Annotated in this window: 13 protein-coding genes, 1 tRNA gene and 2 rRNA genes (1 of these 16 only partly in view); 7 read left to right on the top strand and 9 right to left on the bottom strand. The window is 60.5% G+C overall.

All coding sequences use genetic code 11. From position 1 onward, the window contains the following. The 3 genes from FLO80_RS05620 to FLO80_RS05610 form a co-directional block, all read left to right on the top strand. Positions 1–2,914 (top strand): 23S ribosomal RNA (locus tag FLO80_RS05620); it begins 509 nt to the left of the window's first position. Positions 2,915–2,995: 81 nt separating this feature from the next. Then, positions 2,996–3,110, top strand: a 5S ribosomal RNA gene (rrf, locus tag FLO80_RS05615). Positions 3,111–3,207: 97 nt separating this feature from the next. After that, positions 3,208–3,284, top strand: a tRNA-Met gene (locus FLO80_RS05610). Here the strand turns inward: FLO80_RS05610 and FLO80_RS05605 are convergent. Further along, a complete protein-coding gene (locus FLO80_RS05605) occupies positions 3,270–3,788 on the bottom strand; it encodes a hypothetical protein (protein WP_111362603.1) in 519 nt (172 codons plus the stop codon). The two genes, FLO80_RS05610 and FLO80_RS05605, sit on opposite strands and share 15 nt — an antisense overlap. A 217-nt stretch (positions 3,789–4,005) precedes the next feature. Between FLO80_RS05605 and FLO80_RS23350 the strand changes: the two genes are divergently transcribed. After that, positions 4,006–4,128 (top strand): hypothetical protein, encoded by a 123-nt coding sequence (locus FLO80_RS23350; RefSeq protein WP_281286963.1) that lies wholly within the window; start codon positions 4,006–4,008, stop codon positions 4,126–4,128. A gap of 96 nt (positions 4,129–4,224) precedes the next feature. Here the strand turns inward: FLO80_RS23350 and FLO80_RS05595 are convergent, their stop codons facing one another. Then, complete coding sequence (locus FLO80_RS05595; RefSeq protein ID WP_111362601.1) at positions 4,225–4,908, bottom strand: TetR/AcrR family transcriptional regulator; 684 nt, start codon at positions 4,906–4,908, stop codon at positions 4,225–4,227. A gap of 117 nt (positions 4,909–5,025) precedes the next feature. Here FLO80_RS05595 and FLO80_RS05590 point away from each other — a divergent pair, with 117 nt between their 5' ends. From FLO80_RS05590 to FLO80_RS05580, 3 genes are read left to right on the top strand one after another with little or no spacing between them, the layout of a single operon-like run. After that, entirely contained in the window at positions 5,026–7,062 is a 2,037-nt protein-coding gene (locus FLO80_RS05590; protein WP_111362600.1) for an NADH:flavin oxidoreductase, read from the top strand. A 1-nt stretch (position 7,063) separates the two neighbouring features. Continuing rightward, the gene (locus tag FLO80_RS05585) at positions 7,064–8,092 is read left to right on the top strand and encodes a trans-3-hydroxy-L-proline dehydratase (RefSeq protein ID WP_111362599.1); all 1,029 of its coding nucleotides are present in this window, start codon (positions 7,064–7,066) and stop codon (positions 8,090–8,092) included. Further along, a complete protein-coding gene (locus FLO80_RS05580) occupies positions 8,092–8,817 on the top strand; it encodes an NAD(P)-binding domain-containing protein (protein WP_111363173.1) in 726 nt (241 codons plus the stop codon). The genes FLO80_RS05585 and FLO80_RS05580 overlap by 1 nt, the downstream gene beginning before the upstream one ends. A gap of 134 nt (positions 8,818–8,951) precedes the next feature. Here the strand turns inward: FLO80_RS05580 and FLO80_RS05575 are convergent, their stop codons facing one another. The 7 genes from FLO80_RS05575 to FLO80_RS05545 all read right to left on the bottom strand — a co-directional run bounded on the left by FLO80_RS05575 (position 8,952) and on the right by FLO80_RS05545 (position 16,184). Next, on the bottom strand, positions 8,952–10,070 hold the full coding sequence (locus FLO80_RS05575; RefSeq protein WP_111362598.1) for an alpha-hydroxy acid oxidase: 1,119 nt from the start codon (positions 10,068–10,070) through the stop codon (positions 8,952–8,954). Further along, positions 10,048–11,535 (bottom strand): FAD-binding oxidoreductase, encoded by a 1,488-nt coding sequence (locus FLO80_RS05570; RefSeq protein ID WP_111362597.1) that lies wholly within the window; start codon positions 11,533–11,535, stop codon positions 10,048–10,050. Before FLO80_RS05570 ends, FLO80_RS05575 begins: the two co-directional genes overlap by 23 nt. Then, entirely contained in the window at positions 11,522–12,427 is a 906-nt protein-coding gene (locus FLO80_RS05565; protein WP_111362596.1) for a dihydrodipicolinate synthase family protein, read from the bottom strand. Before FLO80_RS05565 ends, FLO80_RS05570 begins: the two co-directional genes overlap by 14 nt. 16 nt (positions 12,428–12,443) lie before the next feature. After that, positions 12,444–13,748 carry a TRAP transporter large permease gene (locus FLO80_RS05560; protein WP_111362595.1) on the bottom strand — a complete coding sequence of 435 codons (1,305 nt, stop codon included), beginning with the start codon at positions 13,746–13,748 and terminating at the stop codon, positions 12,444–12,446. Next, positions 13,748–14,254: a TRAP transporter small permease gene (locus FLO80_RS05555; RefSeq protein ID WP_188078221.1), complete on the bottom strand. Its 507-nt coding sequence runs from the start codon at positions 14,252–14,254 to the stop codon at positions 13,748–13,750. Before FLO80_RS05555 ends, FLO80_RS05560 begins: the two co-directional genes overlap by 1 nt. 78 nt (positions 14,255–14,332) lie before the next feature. Beyond that, complete coding sequence (locus tag FLO80_RS05550; protein ID WP_223145457.1) at positions 14,333–15,250, bottom strand: TRAP transporter substrate-binding protein; 918 nt, start codon at positions 15,248–15,250, stop codon at positions 14,333–14,335. A 178-nt stretch (positions 15,251–15,428) separates the two neighbouring features. Beyond that, positions 15,429–16,184: a GntR family transcriptional regulator gene (locus tag FLO80_RS05545; protein ID WP_111362592.1), complete on the bottom strand. Its 756-nt coding sequence runs from the start codon at positions 16,182–16,184 to the stop codon at positions 15,429–15,431. Positions 16,185–16,375: the final 191 nt, after the last annotated feature.

The following is a 16,375-nucleotide window of genomic DNA, read 5'->3' as shown; positions in this document are numbered from 1 at the left end:
ACGAGGGGAGTGAAACAGTACCTGAAACCGAATGCCTACAATCAGTCGGAGCTTGACTGGACTCTAATGACAATCTGCGCCAGATACGTCTTCAACAAGTGTTGGAGGCGGATATGGCGGACGGAACTTTCGCAGGATTGCTGATCGTGCTCGGTCTTATCGACATGAGCGGTAATCATTGCGGAACAGAGATGGGATGTTTGGGGCGCACGAACGTGACGCCGCGATTTGCCATCTCGGCAGGCGAGGTCTTGCCGCGGAGTGCGCCGATCACGCAGGAAGTATACCTGCGCTATGATCTGGGGCATCGCAACGGCCCGTTTGGCCATGCTGTCGGGCTTTCGCTCGGTGGTGAAGGCGAAACATGGGTTGGCTATGGCCAGACCTACAACCGTCAACTTGGAACCACACCGATCTTTGTCGAATTGCACGCCATGGCCGGGCTTTATGCCGAAAATGGCGGTTACGATCTCGGCGGGCCGATCGAGTTTCGATCGGGGATCGAACTGGGATACGAGAATCGCCAGGGATGGCGGTTCGGGATAAGCTATGATCACCGGTCGAACGCCGGGATCTACAGCCGGAACCCAGGGATCGAAACGGTGCAATTCCGGGTCAGCATTCCAACGAAATGATTGTCATCAGTGTCCAGTCTTGTGACGGCGTACCTTTTGTATAATGGGTCATCGACTTGGTCTCACGAGCAAGCTTAAGCCGATAGGTGTAGGCGTAGCGAAAGCGAGTCTTAATAGGGCGTTGAGTTCGTGGGATCAGACCCGAAACCGAGTGATCTAGGCATGGCCAGGCTGAAGGTAAGGTAACACTTACTGGAGGGCCGAACCCACATCCGTTGAAAAGGATCGGGATGAGCTGTGCCTAGGGGTGAAAGGCCAATCAAACTCGGAGATAGCTGGTTCTCTGCGAAATCTATTTAGGTAGAGCGTCATCCGAATACCCCCGGGGGTAGAGCACTGGATGGGTAATGGGGCCCCACAGGCTTACTGATCCTAACCAAACTCCGAATACCGGGGAGTACTAGATGGCAGACACACTGCGGATGCTAACGTCCGTAGTGGAGAGGGAAACAACCCTGACCTCCAGCTAAGGCCCCTAATTCATGGCTAAGTGGGAAAGCAGGTGGGACGACCAAAACAACCAGGAGGTTGGCTTAGAAGCAGCCATCCTTTAAAGATAGCGTAACAGCTCACTGGTCTAAATAAGTTGTCCTGCGGCGAAGATGTAACGGGGCTCAAGCCATGAGCCGAAGCTGAGGATGCCGTAAGGCATGGTAGCAGAGCGTAGTGTGACATAACTCCTATCCTCTTTAGCACCCTTCGGGGTGCCATGGAGGACAAGGAGTTTTCTGTGAAGCCGGCGTGTGAGCGATCCGGTGGAGAGATCACTAGCGAGAATGATGACATGAGTAGCGACAAACAGGGTGAGAGACCCTGTCGCCGAAAGTCCAAGGGTTCCTGCTTAAAGCTAATCTGAGCAGGGTAAGCCGACCCCTAAGGCGAGGCCGAAAGGCGTAGTCGATGGGAATCAGGTTAATATTCCTGAGCCTGGAGGAAGTGACGGATCGAGACTGTTGTTCACCCTTATCGGATTGGGTGGGCCGCTGATCGGTTCCCGGAAATAGCCCTCCATGAGATCGTACCCTAAACCGACACAGGTGGACTGGTAGAGAATACCAAGGCGCTTGAGAGAACGATGTTGAAGGAACTCGGCAAAATACCTCCGTAAGTTCGCGAGAAGGAGGCCCGGTTCCTAGGCAACTAGGGGCTGGGGGCACAAACCAGGGGGTGGCGACTGTTTACTAAAAACACAGGGCTCTGCGAAGTCGCAAGACGACGTATAGGGTCTGACGCCTGCCCGGTGCCTGAAGGTTAAAAGGAGGGGTGCAAGCTCCGAATTGAAGCCCAGGTAAACGGCGGCCGTAACTATAACGGTCCTAAGGTAGCGAAATTCCTTGTCGGGTAAGTTCCGACCTGCACGAATGGCGTAACGACTTCCCCGCTGTCTCCAACATCGACTCAGCGAAATTGAATTGCCTGTCAAGATGCAGGCTTCCCGCGGTTAGACGGAAAGACCCCGTGCACCTTTACTACAGCTTCGCACTGGCATCAGGCCATGCATGTGCAGGATAGGTGGTAGGCTTTGAAGCAGGGACGCCAGTCTCTGTGGAGCCAACAGATGAGATACCACCCTTGCATTGCTTGATGTCTAACCGCGGTCCGTTATCCGGATCCGGGACCCTGCGTGGCGGGTAGTTTGACTGGGGCGGTCGCCTCCTAAAGCGTAACGGAGGCGCGCGAAGGTTGGCTCAGAGCGGTCGGAAATCGCTCGTTGAGTGCAATGGCAGAAGCCAGCCTGACTGCGAGACTGACAAGTCGAGCAGAGTCGAAAGACGGCCATAGTGATCCGGTGGTCCCGAGTGGAAGGGCCATCGCTCAACGGATAAAAGGTACGCCGGGGATAACAGGCTGATACTGCCCAAGAGTCCATATCGACGGCAGTGTTTGGCACCTCGATGTCGGCTCATCTCATCCTGGGGCTGGAGCAGGTCCCAAGGGTACGGCTGTTCGCCGTTTAAAGAGGTACGTGAGCTGGGTTTAGAACGTCGTGAGACAGTTCGGTCCCTATCTGCCGTGGGTGTAGGATACTTGAGAGGAGTTGCCCCTAGTACGAGAGGACCGGGGTGAACGATCCACTGGTGGACCTGTTGTTGCGCCAGCAGCAGTGCAGGGTAGCTATGATCGGACAGGATAACCGCTGAAGGCATCTAAGCGGGAAGCCCCCCTCAAAACAAGGTATCCCTGAGGGCCGTGGAAGACCACCACGTCGATAGGCCGGAGATGTAAGCACAGTAATGTGTTCAGTTGACCGGTACTAATTGCCCGATAGGCTTGATTTGATCCAGTAGAAGCCAGGTTTCTACAGGGTCCGAGAGCATACATCCCCTATGCTTGACTTGGAATTCAGAGGTTTTTTTCGGTTTGGTGGTCATAGCGAGAGCAAAACACCCGGCTCCATTCCGAACCCGGCCGTTAAGTGCCTTAGCGCCGATGGTACTGCGTCTCAAGACGTGGGAGAGTAGGTCGCCGCCAAACCTAAAAAAGCCTCTGAGTGGCGCCTTGCGCGTCTGATATCTCTCTTTCGATGCACAGCCTCAGTTCCGAATTTCATTCGCCCGAGGCAAAGAATTGGCGCGGGGTGGAGCAGTCCGGTAGCTCGTCAGGCTCATAACCTGAAGGTCGTAGGTTCAAATCCTACCCCCGCAACCAAAAATACCAAATAATACAACTGCTTAAGAGCCTCCCGAACGGGAGGCTTTCTGCGTTACGAGCCCATGTTAGCACTGTGTCAACAAAACGATGGCGGCCCATGTCAGCAAATGGCGCCGCCTCGGTGCTGAACCTGTAGAGGTTGAAGACCCTCGCATCTCCGAAGATGTCGGCGCGTGCACGGACCCAGCCGGGCTCGAGTTCGGCAAGGGGGATGTTGACGTATTGCGGGCACGCCTTGCGAAAGTAGTTCGCCAGACGCGTACCATCGGCATAGGCCTCGACGTTGCCATCGACCGGCACGGCGATGAAGGACGCGTTGCGGCCGATCCATCGATAGGTGCCGCTCGCCCGCACCAGCCACCGGCAGGTGGCACGCTCGGGCTCGGGCAGCTTGCGCTTGGCGGCTTTCTGGAAGCGCTGCGGGCGCGTGGGCACGCGCCCCTCCTCGCGGTGGCGCAGCGCCTCGACGAGCAGGAACGCAACGATCCGCGCCTCGAGCACCGCCGCGTAGAGCAGCGGGGCAGGGCTCGGTGCTGAAGACGATCTCGCTAACGCGCGACGCGACGCATTCCAGACCGTCCGACATATCGACCGACTGCGCCCGCGGTGCGGCTTCTGGCAGCTCGACCCGCTCGCCGGCCACCTCGGCCAGCTCGGCAAGGCGCGCGGCGAAGTCGGGGTCCTCGCAGGTCAACTCGGTTTCCCGGCCGGTCTGCGGATGGATTTCCGCGACCGGGTCGCTCAGATCTTGCGCCACCGACTGCAAAGCATCGACGATGCGACGCTGATCGGCAATTCACGGCTTTTGAAGCGCGCGAAACTCGGAGTGGACAAATCATGACACAGCATGCCTCTCATCGCCCGCGATCACGACAGTCTGATCAACATATGCGCAATGAGACATGGTGGCTATCCAGCTGTTCGAGTGAGGCTCGTGCTATTCTTCTACTTCAGTGTGTTCGGCGCTCGTCTCTGTCGGGTCGATCATCAGTCTTGCGTGGAACCGGGCGAGCTCGCTGCCGGTCGGGGTCACACCGGAAAAGGTCTTTACATAACCGGGCACCCTCGCCACCCGCGTGGCACGATCTTCGCGGACCTGCATCGAGATGTAACCGATCTGGGTGAGATACACCGTGCGCGCCCGCACATCGGCCTCGTCCGGTGGATATCCGAACCGCCGGAACATGGTTCGTATTACATCGAGCCTGCGCTCGTCCGCGGTATTGATGCGCGACATGACCTCGTTGGACTGATGCGCCCATCCGCGCACGGCGAAATCCAGTTGCGGCTCGAACATGTCCTCGTCATGAAAAACGACGATCAGGTTCAGGATCGCTTCGGCAATCGTTTCCGCGTAGGCCTCGCAGGCCGCAACAAAGGCGCCGGTATTCTTCGCCTCCCACTCTTCCAGAAGCGCGTCAAGCAGTGCCTTGCGGTCCTTGAAGAACCAGTAAAAGCTGGTGCGGGAGAGGTTCAGCTGGCTCGCAAGCGGCTGAATCTTGACCGCATCCAGGCCCGTCTCGATGAACGCCTGCTTGGCCGCAGCCAGCCAGACCTCGCGCGAACCGCGCCAGCCGGTCGTCTTTTCGGGGTCCTGGGTGGATGGGTTGTTCAGCGCCATGGGTAAAATTCTATGTAGAGGCGGCGCAATTCACAAGGAAAATATACAGTCATGATCTTTTTCTTGACATATGTGAACATTCTTTGAAATGCTCGGCGCACAGCCAGGGAGTCCCGCATGTCCGACAATCCGCTTCTCCAGCCCTATCAACTCAAGCATTTGACACTGAAGAATCGGCTGATGATCACCAGCCATGAACCGGCCTATCCCGAGGACGGGATGCCCAAGGATCGCTATCGCGCCTATCACGTCGAACGGGCTCGGGCGGGCGTGGCCCTGACCATGACCGCCGGCTCGGCCAGCGTGGCGCGGGACAGCCCGCCCGTGTTCAACAACATCCTGGCTTGGAAGGATGAGGTTGTGGGTTGGATGAAGGCGCTTGCGGATGAATGCCACGACCACGGCTGTGCGGTGATGATTCAGCTCACGCATCTTGGTCGCCGCACCCGCTGGGACAAGGCCGACTGGCTGCCGGTCGTCTCGTCCAGCCACGAACGTGAACCCTCACACAAGGCGTTCCCGAAAAAGGCCGAAGACTGGGATATTGCCCGGATCATCGAAGACTACGCCGATGCTGCGGAACGGATGAAAGCGGCGGGTCTCGACGGGATCGAATTGCAGGCCTATGGCCACCTGATGGATCAGTTCTGGTCACCGCTGACCAATGACCTTGATAGCGACTATGGAGGTAGCCTCGATAATCGCCTGCGGTTCACCTTCGAGACGCTGAAAGCGATCCGCGCGCGTTGTGGTGACGATTTCATCGTCGGTGTGCGCTACACCGGCGACGAAGAGCTGGCTGGCGGCCTGACGCGCGAAGACGGGCTGGAGATTTCGCGTCGACTGAAAGACAGCGGCATGGTGGATTTCCTGAACATCGTGAAAGGACATATCGACACGGATGCCGGGTTGACCGACCTGATCCCGGTTCAGGGTATGCGCAGTGCCCCGCATCTCGACTTTGCGGGCGAGATCCGTGCAGCAACGCAATTTCCCACCTTCCACGCCGCCAAGATCCAGGATGTCGCCACCGCGCGCCACGCCATCGCCAGCGGCAAGCTGGACATGGTGGGCATGACACGTGCCCATATGGCGGACCCGCATATTGTCACCAAGATCATGCGCGGGGAAGAGGATCGTATCCGGCCTTGCGTCGGCGCGAACTACTGCCTCGACCGGATCTATCAGGGCGGCATGGCGCTGTGCCTGCACAACCCGGCGACAGGGCGCGAACTGGAACAACCGCATGTCGCGACCAGGGCAGAGACCAAACGGCGTGTGGTGATCGTGGGGGCCGGACCTGCGGGGATGGAGGCCGCGCGTGTTTCGGCGGAACGTGGACATGAGGTGATCGTGCACGAGGCGGCCAACGATCCCGGCGGCCAGGTGCGCCTGACCGCACAGACCCCTCGACGGGCGGAGATGATCCAGTTGATCCAGTGGCGGTTCGAGGAATGCAAGCGCATGGCGGTGGAGTTCCGCTTCAATTCTTTCGCCGACAAGGAGATCGTCCTGGCGGAAAATCCCGATGTCGTCATCATTGCCACCGGCGGCTTGCCACATACCGAAGTGCTGGCTGAAGGCGGCGCGCTTGTCGTGTCGACCTGGGACATCCTGTCGGGCGATGCAAAGCCGGGCGAGAACGTGCTGATCTACGACGACGCAGGCGATTACGCCGCCCTTCAGGCCGCCGAAAGGATCGCCGCCACCGGCGCGCGCGTTGAGATCATGACCCGCGACCGCAGCTTCGCGCCCGAGGTCATGGCCATGTCGCTGACGCCCTCAATGCGCGAGTTGCAAAAGCGCGACGTGACCTTCACCGTGACCTGGAAGCTCGACGCCGTGCGCAGGGACGGCAACAGCCTCCTGGCAGTCATCGGCAGCGATTATGGCGGTGTTTCCCGCGAACGCCATGTCGACCAGGTGGTCGTCAACCACGGCACGCGGCCGCTGGATGATGTCTATTTCGACCTGCGTCCGGAATCGTCGAACCTTGGCGAGGTGGATTATGAGGCGCTGATCGCGGGCCACCCGCAGAAGGTGACGCGCAACGAAAACGGAAACTATCAGCTCTTCCGCATCGGGGATGCGGTGGCCGCGCGAAACACACATGCGGCGGTCTATGACGCGCTGCGCCTGTGCAAGGGACTCTGACGTGCGCTCCAGCAGGACGATTCACGTGATCTCGGCCCATGCCGAGGGCGAGGTGGGCGACGTGATCGTCGGCGGCGTCCTGCCCCCGCCGGGCGACACGCTCTGGGCGCAAAGCCGTTGGGTCGCGCAGGATCAGACCCTGCGCAACTTTGTCCTGAATGAACCGCGTGGCGGCGTGTTTCGTCATGTGAATCTGCTGGTGCCGCCAAAGCACCCCGAGGCGCAGGCCGCCTGGATCATCATGGAGCCCGAGGACACCCCGCCCATGTCGGGCTCCAACGCGATCTGTGTATCGACTGTGCTTCTGGACGGAGGGCTGGTTCCGATGCAGGAGCCCGAAACGCATCTGGTGCTCGAAGCGCCGGGCGGCCTGGTGCGTGTGCGGGCTGAGTGCCGGGAAGGCAAGGCCGAGCGCATCTTTGTGCGCAACGTGCCTTCCTTCGCCGCGAAGTTGGACGTCAGGCTGGAGGTCGAGGGCCTGGGCGAGATGGTCGTTGATACGGCCTATGGCGGCGACAGCTTCGTCATCGTCGATGCGAAGAAACTGGGCTTCAAGCTGGTCAAGGACGAGGCCCATGCCATCGCCAAGCTGGGCGTCAAGATCACCAATGCCGCCAATGCGCAGCTTGGCTTTGATCACCCGGAAAACCCGGATTGGCGGCACATTTCGTTTTGCCTGTTCGCCGGCCCGCTGACCGATGGGCCGGAGGGGCTGGAGGCGGGGGCCGCCGTGGCGATCCAGCCGGGCAAGGTCGACCGGTCGCCCACCGGCACGGCGCTTTCGGCCCGGATGGCCGTGCTGCATGCCCGCGGTGTCATGAAAACCGGTGACTGCCTGATAGCACGGTCGCTGATCGGTTCGACCTTTTCGGGCAGGATCATGGAAGAAACGACTGTCGGTGATCGCCCCGCCATCCTGCCGGAGATATCCGGTCGCGGCTGGATCACCGGAATCCACCAACATATGCTGGACCCTTCAGACCCCTGGCCCGAAGGCTACCGGTTGTCCGACACATGGGGAGCACGCTGATGCGGATCGGAATCATAGGACTTGGCACCATTGCCACCGCAGTGGTCAAGGGAATCGCGGAGGACGGGCACGATATCGCCGTGTCCAGACGCAGCGAAAAGAACGCCGGGCATCTTGCCGGTCGGTTCGGGAATGTGACCGTGGCGGACAACCAGGAAATCGTGGATCGCAGCGAAATCGTGTTTCTGGGCCTGACAGAGGATGTCGCCCCGAATGTACTCGCCGCGCTGCGGTTCCGCGAGGGCCAGCAGGTGATCTCGCTCATGGCGGGGCTGGACTTGGCCAGGGTTGCCGACATGACAGCCCCCGCCACCATGGCGGCCCGCATGATCCCGTTTCCCTCCATTGCGACCGGAAGATCGCAAATTCTGGCCCATGGGGACAGCAGCCTGATCCACGCCTTGTTCGGCGCCCGCAACTCTATCTTCGAGATTGCGACCGAAGAGGAACTCGGCACCTATCTCTGCGCGCAGGCGGTTCTGTCGCCTGCCATCAGAATGGTCAAGGACGCGGCGGACTGGCTGGCGCATAAGGGAGCCGACCCGGAAATGGCCGAGACATTCCTGCGCGAACTGGTGGGTTCCAGCCTGCTCGCCGCGCCATGCGATCCGCTTCTGGATGCGCTCGACACGCCCGGAGGCTACAATCAGCGCCTGCGGCAACACATGACCGGGAGCGGTATGTCAGACAGGCTTCGGGACGGGTTTGACCAGCTTCTCGCGTAATTGACAGGGGGGCGGACCGGAGTCGCCTGGCGCAGGCAGTATGTTGTGTCCGGACCACCCCCCCTGACAGGCGGTTGAATTCATGCGATCGGTGAAGATCGGCTCGCCGCACCCTTTACCCTGTCGGATGATCCTCACGAAATGCCGGCGAAGTCCAGCGCTTCGATATAATCCTGCCGCAGGTTCTCCAAAGCGGTCGTCACGGCGGCTTCGCCACCGCTGGCAAGCGCCCAAAGGGGCAAGCGGCCGGTCATGCCGGCCTCCGCACCCCGCGCACGAAAGCGCAATAGGTCAAGCCCGCTCTGCAGGCCGCTATCGGCGAGGATGGTCATCTGCTTGCCGACCGCCAGAGCGATGCCGGGCAGGCAATCTATGGGGGCCGGTGCCGCATCGAAATTCCGCGCACCGTGCGAGGAGACGATCAGACCTTCAAGACCTTCCTGCATCGCCCGTTTTGCATCCGCGACGCTCAACACCCCTTTCAGCAGGATGGGGCCATCCCATGACTTTCGCACCCATGCCACATCCTCCCACCCGAGGTCACGGCGCAGCATCACGCGCGGATCGGGTGGCTGGCCGAGCAGCCGAGGGCGCAGCCCCTCGGGATAATTCTCGAGGCCGGGCAGTCCACCCTTCAGGAGTGTGGGCAACATGGACCGTGCCAGCCAGCCGGGCCGCATCGCCAGATCGGTCAGGCTGCGTGCGCTGAGCCGGAATGGCATCCCGAAACCACTTCGGTCGTTCCACGGCTTGCGCGCACCATAGGGTGTGTCAACGGTCAGAATGAGCACCTTCACGCCAGCCGCACGAGCGCGTTCAAGCAACCCTTGCGACAAGGAACGGTCTTCCCAAAGGTATATCTGCATCCAGATATCGACCTCCGGAACGGCGGCGCGCAGGGCACCTACAGAGGTGATGGATTGCGTCGAAAGACAGAATGGAATGCCCAACCGACCGGCCGCGCGCGCCAGAATGATTTCACCATCATGCTGCACGAGTCCCGCCATGGCGGTGGGCGCGATCACCAGCGGAAAACGGTATTCCGATCCGAGAAGAGAGCACCCGATCTCGCGATTACCATTCGAGCGAAGCACGCGCGGCTCGATCGTGACCGCGTCGAGACGTGCACGCAGAGCCCGCAGAGCGGCTTCGCGTCCGACGCCGCCGTCAATATAATCGAACAGACCGCGCGGCAGACGTCTCCACGCGCGGCGACGCATCTGCTCAAAGCTACCGAGGCGGGGTTTGATCATCGTCAGCGATCATCCGGGCGGGTTCCGACTCGGCCTTGCTTGTAAGCAGCACGTCTGGTGCAAAAACACCGTGCGGATCGAGGGCCTGCTTGATCGCATGCATCAACCGCATTTCCGCGGGCGGCAGCCGCCGCGCCATTTCATCTGCCAGTTTTCTCCCGATTCCGTGTTCGGCGCTGAACGATCCGCCAAGACGTTCGGCAAGGTCATGCACCTTGTCTTGCAGGCCATGGACCAGGGGCTCCAGAATACCGGATGCCGGGACGACTTCCCGCGGAATCATAGCGATGAGGTGCACATTCCCGTCCCCCAAGTGGCAGACAAAGACAGGGTCTGCCAGCGGCGTGTGATCCTTGACGATCTGTGTGGATTCCCGAATGAAACGCGGCACGTCGGAGATGCGAACCGCCACGTCGAAGACAATCCCGTGACCGGCCTTCTTGTTTGCTTCCGACAGGGAATGACGGACAGCCCAAAGTTCGTTCACCTGCTGTCCGCTCGCCGGAATCACAGCATCCTCGATCATTCCCTCCGAGAGAACGCGCCCGAGAAAGCCGGTCAGCTTTTCGTCCAACCCGGCTTCTGAATCGGAGCTTCCCAGTTCGATCATCACGATCCAGGGCGGTGTCGGTGTGAATGGTGCGCGCAACCCCTCGACATGGCGCAGTGCGAGGTCGATCTCGCCGCCCGATACCAGTTCGAAAGCGTGGATCGCGGTGTCGAAACGCGCCCGCAAACGCTGGAGCAGGGCCACGGCCGCGTCGGGGTCCGAGACGATACAGGCCGCATGCGCAGAATCGCGCACCGCCGGGAACAGCTTGACGGCGGCGGCGGTAACGATGCCGAGGCTGCCTTCACCACCGATCATCAGGTGTTTCCAGTCATAGCCGCGATTGTCCTTGCGCAATCCGCCCAGGCGGCTGACCACCGACCCGTCCGGCAGCACCGCTTCGAGTCCCAACACTAGGTCGCGCATAACACCGTAGCGCACCGCGCCCGTGCCACCCGCATTGGTCGAGATAAGGCCGCCGATCTGGGCGGTGCCTTCGGATCCCAGCCGGAGCGGGAACAGGCGACCGGCACTTTCCGCGGCATCATGTAGCGCCGCGAGGGTGACACCCGCTTCGACGATGGCGACATCCGCCGCGGCATCGATCTCGCGCAGGCGGCGCAGGCGATCGGTGGACAGCACGATGCAGCAACGATCGTCTTCGGGGGGAACGCTTCCGGCGCAGAGGCTGGTATTGCCACCCTGCGGAAAGACCGCGATCCGGTTTTCTCGGCAGTAGCGCACGACGCGCGCCACGTCCTCGGTCGAGGCGGGCAGGACGACGGCCATCGCCTTGCCCTTGTGACGACCGCGCCAGTCGGTCAGGTGCGCTGTGGCGTCAGAGCCGGTCCGCACCGCGTTCCCGCCCGCCAGTTCGGTCAGCGCGCGGATATGCTCGGGTTCATTGTTGCGCATCGCCCCATTCCGGCTGAAAGAGGGAAAGTGCGTCACGCAGGAGGCGTTCCGTCTGCGGGGAAGGTGGCACAAGCGGCAGGCGCGCGGTGCCGACCGGCTGCCCGATGATCTCCATCGCGCCTTTCAGCGGACCTGGATTGGCCTCGGCAAATACCGCGTCGAGAACCGGCTGAAAGGCGAGTTGATGGCGAATCGCCGCTGCCGAATCCTTTGCCGCGAGTTCGAACAGATGCGACCAGTAGCGCGGGAAGAGATTGGCCGTGGCCAGCACCGCGCCACATGCACCCAGTTGGATATGCGTGGCGACCAATGGCTCTTCGCCGCTCATCATCGCGAAATCGTCACCGACCATGCCGGCAATGCGCGCGAAACGCGGGACATCGTAATTCGAGAACTTGATGCCGATGGCGGTGCCATCCTCGGCCAATGCCGCGATCGTCTCGGGCGCGAGGCTTATGTTGGTGCGCGCCGGGATCTCGTAGAGAACGATGGGCAGGTCCACCTCGGCGCGGAACCGGCGAATATAGGCGGCTATCCCCGGTTGATCGCCCATCGCGTAGAAGGGCGTCAGCAACATGATGGCATCCGCACCGGCGGCCTTGTAGGCAAGCCCTTCGGCCTTGGCTTCGGCATATCCCGGTGACAGGACTCCTGCCACGACAGGCCCCCGGCCCTTGGACGCCGCCACGGTGCATTCCACCACGGCGCGCCGCTCTGCGGGGCTCAGGGCCGTGTATTCCGCCGTTCCGCCCAGCGGCACGACACCCTGCGCCCCGCCGTCGAACATGCGCCCAACGAGATGTGTGAGCGCCGCGGTATCAACCTTGTCATCGTCGGTGAATGGCGTCACGAGCGCCGGGTAGAGGTTGATCAGATCTTTGGAGGTCAGCATTTTTGGTCCTTTTCAGTCACGGAAGAAAGCCGAACAGGCGTGGAAGTGTCAGTGAAATTGCGGGGATATAGGTCACAAGCATCAGGACGATGAGAGATGATCCCAGGAAAGGCAGGCTGGATTTCACGATCCTGCCCAACGGTTCGCCGCTGACAGCGGCCCCCAGATAGAGCCCCAGCCCATAAGGTGGTGTCAGCAGGCCGATCATCACGTTCATGACCATGATCACCCCGAAATGGATCGGGTCCACACCCATCTGCGCAAGAATCGGTGTGAACAGGGGCGCGAACAGCAGCAATTGCACCGCGTCGCCGATCCACAGCCCGTTGATCAGGAAAAACAGGTTCAGCGCCAGCAGCAGTATCCACAAGGGCAGACCGACCTCGGCAATAAAGCCTTCGAGCTCGGAGGGCAGGCGTTCGTTGGCCATGATCCAGCTGATGATGGTGGCAAAGCCGACGATCAGATAGATTGAGGCGGTGGTTCGTGCCGAACGGTCCAGGATCTCCCACAGCTTCTTGAGGGTGAGGTTTCGATAGGCCACGAAACCGATCAGCAGGGCATATGCGACTGCGACTGCGGCGGCCTCGGTCGCAGTGAAGACGCCGCTGACGATACCGCCGATGATGATCAGCGGCATGAACAGGGCCCAGAACGCCTCGATCACGATGGTCAGCGCGAGGCGCATCGTCAGGCCCGAGATCGGACTGGCCGAGAAACCACGCCGGCGCGCCATGATGAACACCACGATGATCATGCCCAGGCCCAGCATCACGCCGGGAATGGCCCCGGCAAGAAACAAGGCCGCGACCGAGGTGTTGGTGAGGCTGGAAAAGATGATCAGCGGAATGCTGGGCGGGATGATCGGCCCTTGAACGGCCGAGCATACGGTCAGTGCCGCCGCGAAATCCTTGGGATATCCATCGCGCTTCATCATGTCGATCTCAACCGGGCCAAGCGCCGCGATATCCGCCAATGCCGATCCGGAAACCCCGCCAAAGAGCATGGAGCCGACAACATTCACATAGGCCAGCCCGCCGCGCATCCGGCCCACCAGCAGCCGGGAAAAGGAAAGCAGCCGTTCGGTCATGTTGGTCGCGGTCATGATCTCGCCCGCGATGATAAAGAGCGGGATCGAGAGCCAGATAAACACATCCATGCCGGTGAAAAACTTGTGGGCGAAGATCGACACCATGGAGTCCATTCCCGGTGCCACGTAGAAATAGGACAGCGCGGCGAAGCCGATGGCAAAGATCACCGGGCTGCCAAGCAAAAGCAGCACGAAGAGCATGCCAATGACCGAAAGAAGGGCAATGCTCATCAGAGGCTCTCCCCGATATCTGCGGCCTTGACCTGGCCTGTTGAAATTTCCTCGACCGCGCGGGCCAGCATCTGGATCAGCATCAGCGCACCCCCGACGGGGATCGCGAGATAGACCCAGAACCACGAAATCTGAAGTGCGGTGGTGGTGCGGCGCATCGCGAAAGTCGCCTGGTCCCAGCCTTGCCAGACCAGCACGCCCAGCATCACCGCCAGAAGCAGGCGGAAGGTCAGATTGCGCCACACCATGAGGCGCGACGACCAGAGGTAATCCAGAAAATCCACGCGCACCAGCTGGTCGTCACGCACCAGAAGCGAGCCGGACAACATGACGATCCAGATCATCAGGTAGCGTGCGGCCTCTTCGGGCCACGGCAGGGAATAGGAGAAGCCAAAGCGTAGGACCACCTGCACCACGATCATCAGGGCGACGGCCACCAGCATCAGGCGCGCCACCAGTGACGCGGCCCAGGCCAGCCAGAAGCTTGTCATCGCGAGAAGCCGCATGGTCGATCCTCCTTGTGGGTGGAAATGCATAAGCAGAAAGCGGGCCCGCATGTAGCCGCATGCGGGCCCGTCTATGCGTCAGCGTGCGGCCAGTTCGGCCTTCGCCTCTGCGATTGCGGCATCGAGCTTGTCGAACCAGGCAGCATCGACCTTTTCGGACAGCACGGCACGCAACGGTTCACGCGTGGCGTCGACGAATTGCTGGAATTCCGCCGGGGTCGGCTGATAGATTTCCACACCTGCTGCGGCGATGGTCTGAAGATCCTGAGATTCCTTGGCCTTGATGATGCCCAGCATGGCGAAAGAGGCCTGACGCGCGGCGGACCGGAAGATCGCCTGATCCTCGGCGCCCAGCGACTGGTAGTATGCGTCGTTAATCACCACCATCGGCATGTTCAGAAGGTGCCGATCCAGCGTGTAGTAACTCTGAACCTCGTGCAGGTTGGCCAGAAGCATTGTGTAAGGCGCATTTTCCTGACCGTCGACAACACCGGTTTGCAGCGCGTTATACAGTTCGCCCCAGGCAATCGGCGTGGCCGAGGCCCCCAGCGCCTTGACGATCTCCAGATGCACCGGGATCGGCTGCACGCGGATTTTCAGACCTTCCATATCTGCAGGAGTCTTGATCGGGCGCACCGAGTTGGAAAAGTTGCGGAAGGCAGACGGCAGATAGGACAGAACCCTCAAGCCACTTTCGGCGGCCAGCGCATCGGACAATTCGCGCCCGAACGGGCCATCGAGCACCATGCGCCCGACCTCTGTGCTGGGAAAGCTGTAGGGCATTTCCAGGATCTGGATATCGGGGAAATAGCTCGCCAAGTGGCCCGCGCTCAACCCGGCTGAAATCTGCACAAGGCCCCGCGCCGTCTGATCGGCCAGGGATTCAAGATCGCCAAGCTGCTTGTTCGGGAAAACCTCGAGGTTGTAGCGACCGTTGCTTTCCGCCTCGAGGGCGCGCCCGAAGACCTCCGTGAAGGTCCAGTACGGATTCAGCAAGAGATCGCCTTCGCCTTCCGTATGCGCAAGCTTGACAACGTTTTGGGCATAGGCCGGCGCGGGCGCTGTGACCGCAATTGCGCTGACTGTTAGGGCCGCGGCTAAGGTCTTGATAGTCATTCCAGTGACAGACATGTTTTTCCTCCTGTTGGGTATGGGCATTGATCTTGCAACGAGATTATTCCGGAGCTTGCCCCCCGAGCTCCGATGCTTCGATTTCGACACCTTCGGTCAGATCTTCGGCCAGATAGGCCATCAGTCGTTCGACCATGTCGGAATGCAGTTGCCTGCTTTGCGCTTCGGCCCCATCGGCATCGCCGTCGCGAATGAGATCCACCAGGTCTTCCATGCGCTGGACGCGCAGACCGGCAAACTCCGCCACATCGACCTCCCCTTTCGGGCAGTAGCAGAAGGCGAGCCGCAACATGCGCTGGCCCTGAAGGCGGAGTTTTTCGTAGATCTCCAGAAGATATACGTTGTGCGCGCCCTCGGCGATGGCATGCAGCGCGGCGTTTTCCGAGGCTGCGGCGCGTATGACCGAATCATAGTCATGGATGTCGATTTGCACCGTATGGGCCCGCAACTCGGCAATGGCGTTGGCAATCCTGGACAGATCGCGCTTGTGTCGCCGAAAGGCCGCCAGCCTCACCAGGCTGCGCTGGATCAGACTGGATGTCTCGAGATATCGTGGCAGGTTCGGCAAAATGATCGGAATGACCTGGACACCTCGCCGTGGGCGAAACTCCACTAAGCCCTCCGCGGCAAGCCGGATGAAAGCCTCGCGAATCGGCGTGCGGGAAACCTGGTATTTTTCGGCCAGCACCTTTTCTTCAAGCGTCGAGCCAGGTGCTATGGCCAAGGACAGAATGTCTTCCCGAAGAATCTCACAAACTGATCCGCCTTCCCTTTGGAACCCGGGGTTGGAACCCAACATTCTAAAATCCTCCACAGGTATATCTCATGTCGACACGTATACACCAAGTACACACAGATCTCATGGAGTCAAACTTTTTGTAGGTTTCGCCCGATCTCGGCCTGGGCTGCGACAACCATCATTCCTGAAATGCAGGTGTTACCGAAGGCACGACCGATGGTCGAAAAGGGGAGGGTGATGCATTGTCGGAT

This window comes from Aquicoccus porphyridii (genome assembly GCF_008369105.1).
GTDB classification, from domain to species: Bacteria; Pseudomonadota; Alphaproteobacteria; order Rhodobacterales; family Rhodobacteraceae; genus Aquicoccus; species Aquicoccus porphyridii.
This window is presented reverse-complemented; position numbering and strand designations above follow the sequence as displayed.

What these genes read in the sequence shown, in the direction of transcription:
- FLO80_RS05570 (WP_111362597.1), bottom strand. Translation starts at nt 11,535, where the DNA reads ATGCGCAACAATGAACCCGAGCATATCCGCGCGCTGACCGAACTGGCG.
- FLO80_RS05595 (WP_111362601.1), bottom strand. Translation starts at nt 4,908, where the DNA reads ATGGCGCTGAACAACCCATCCACCCAGGACCCCGAAAAGACGACCGGC.
- FLO80_RS23350 (WP_281286963.1), top strand. Translation starts at nt 4,006, where the DNA reads ATGGATTTCCGCGACCGGGTCGCTCAGATCTTGCGCCACCGACTGCAA.
- FLO80_RS05565 (WP_111362596.1), bottom strand. Translation starts at nt 12,427, where the DNA reads ATGCTGACCTCCAAAGATCTGATCAACCTCTACCCGGCGCTCGTGACG.
- FLO80_RS05555 (WP_188078221.1), bottom strand. Translation starts at nt 14,254, where the DNA reads ATGCGGCTTCTCGCGATGACAAGCTTCTGGCTGGCCTGGGCCGCGTCA.
- FLO80_RS05580 (WP_111363173.1), top strand. Translation starts at nt 8,092, where the DNA reads ATGCGGATCGGAATCATAGGACTTGGCACCATTGCCACCGCAGTGGTC.
- FLO80_RS05545 (WP_111362592.1), bottom strand. Translation starts at nt 16,184, where the DNA reads ATGTTGGGTTCCAACCCCGGGTTCCAAAGGGAAGGCGGATCAGTTTGT.
- FLO80_RS05575 (WP_111362598.1), bottom strand. Translation starts at nt 10,070, where the DNA reads ATGATCAAACCCCGCCTCGGTAGCTTTGAGCAGATGCGTCGCCGCGCG.
- FLO80_RS05560 (WP_111362595.1), bottom strand. Translation starts at nt 13,748, where the DNA reads ATGAGCATTGCCCTTCTTTCGGTCATTGGCATGCTCTTCGTGCTGCTT.
- FLO80_RS05590 (WP_111362600.1), top strand. Translation starts at nt 5,026, where the DNA reads ATGTCCGACAATCCGCTTCTCCAGCCCTATCAACTCAAGCATTTGACA.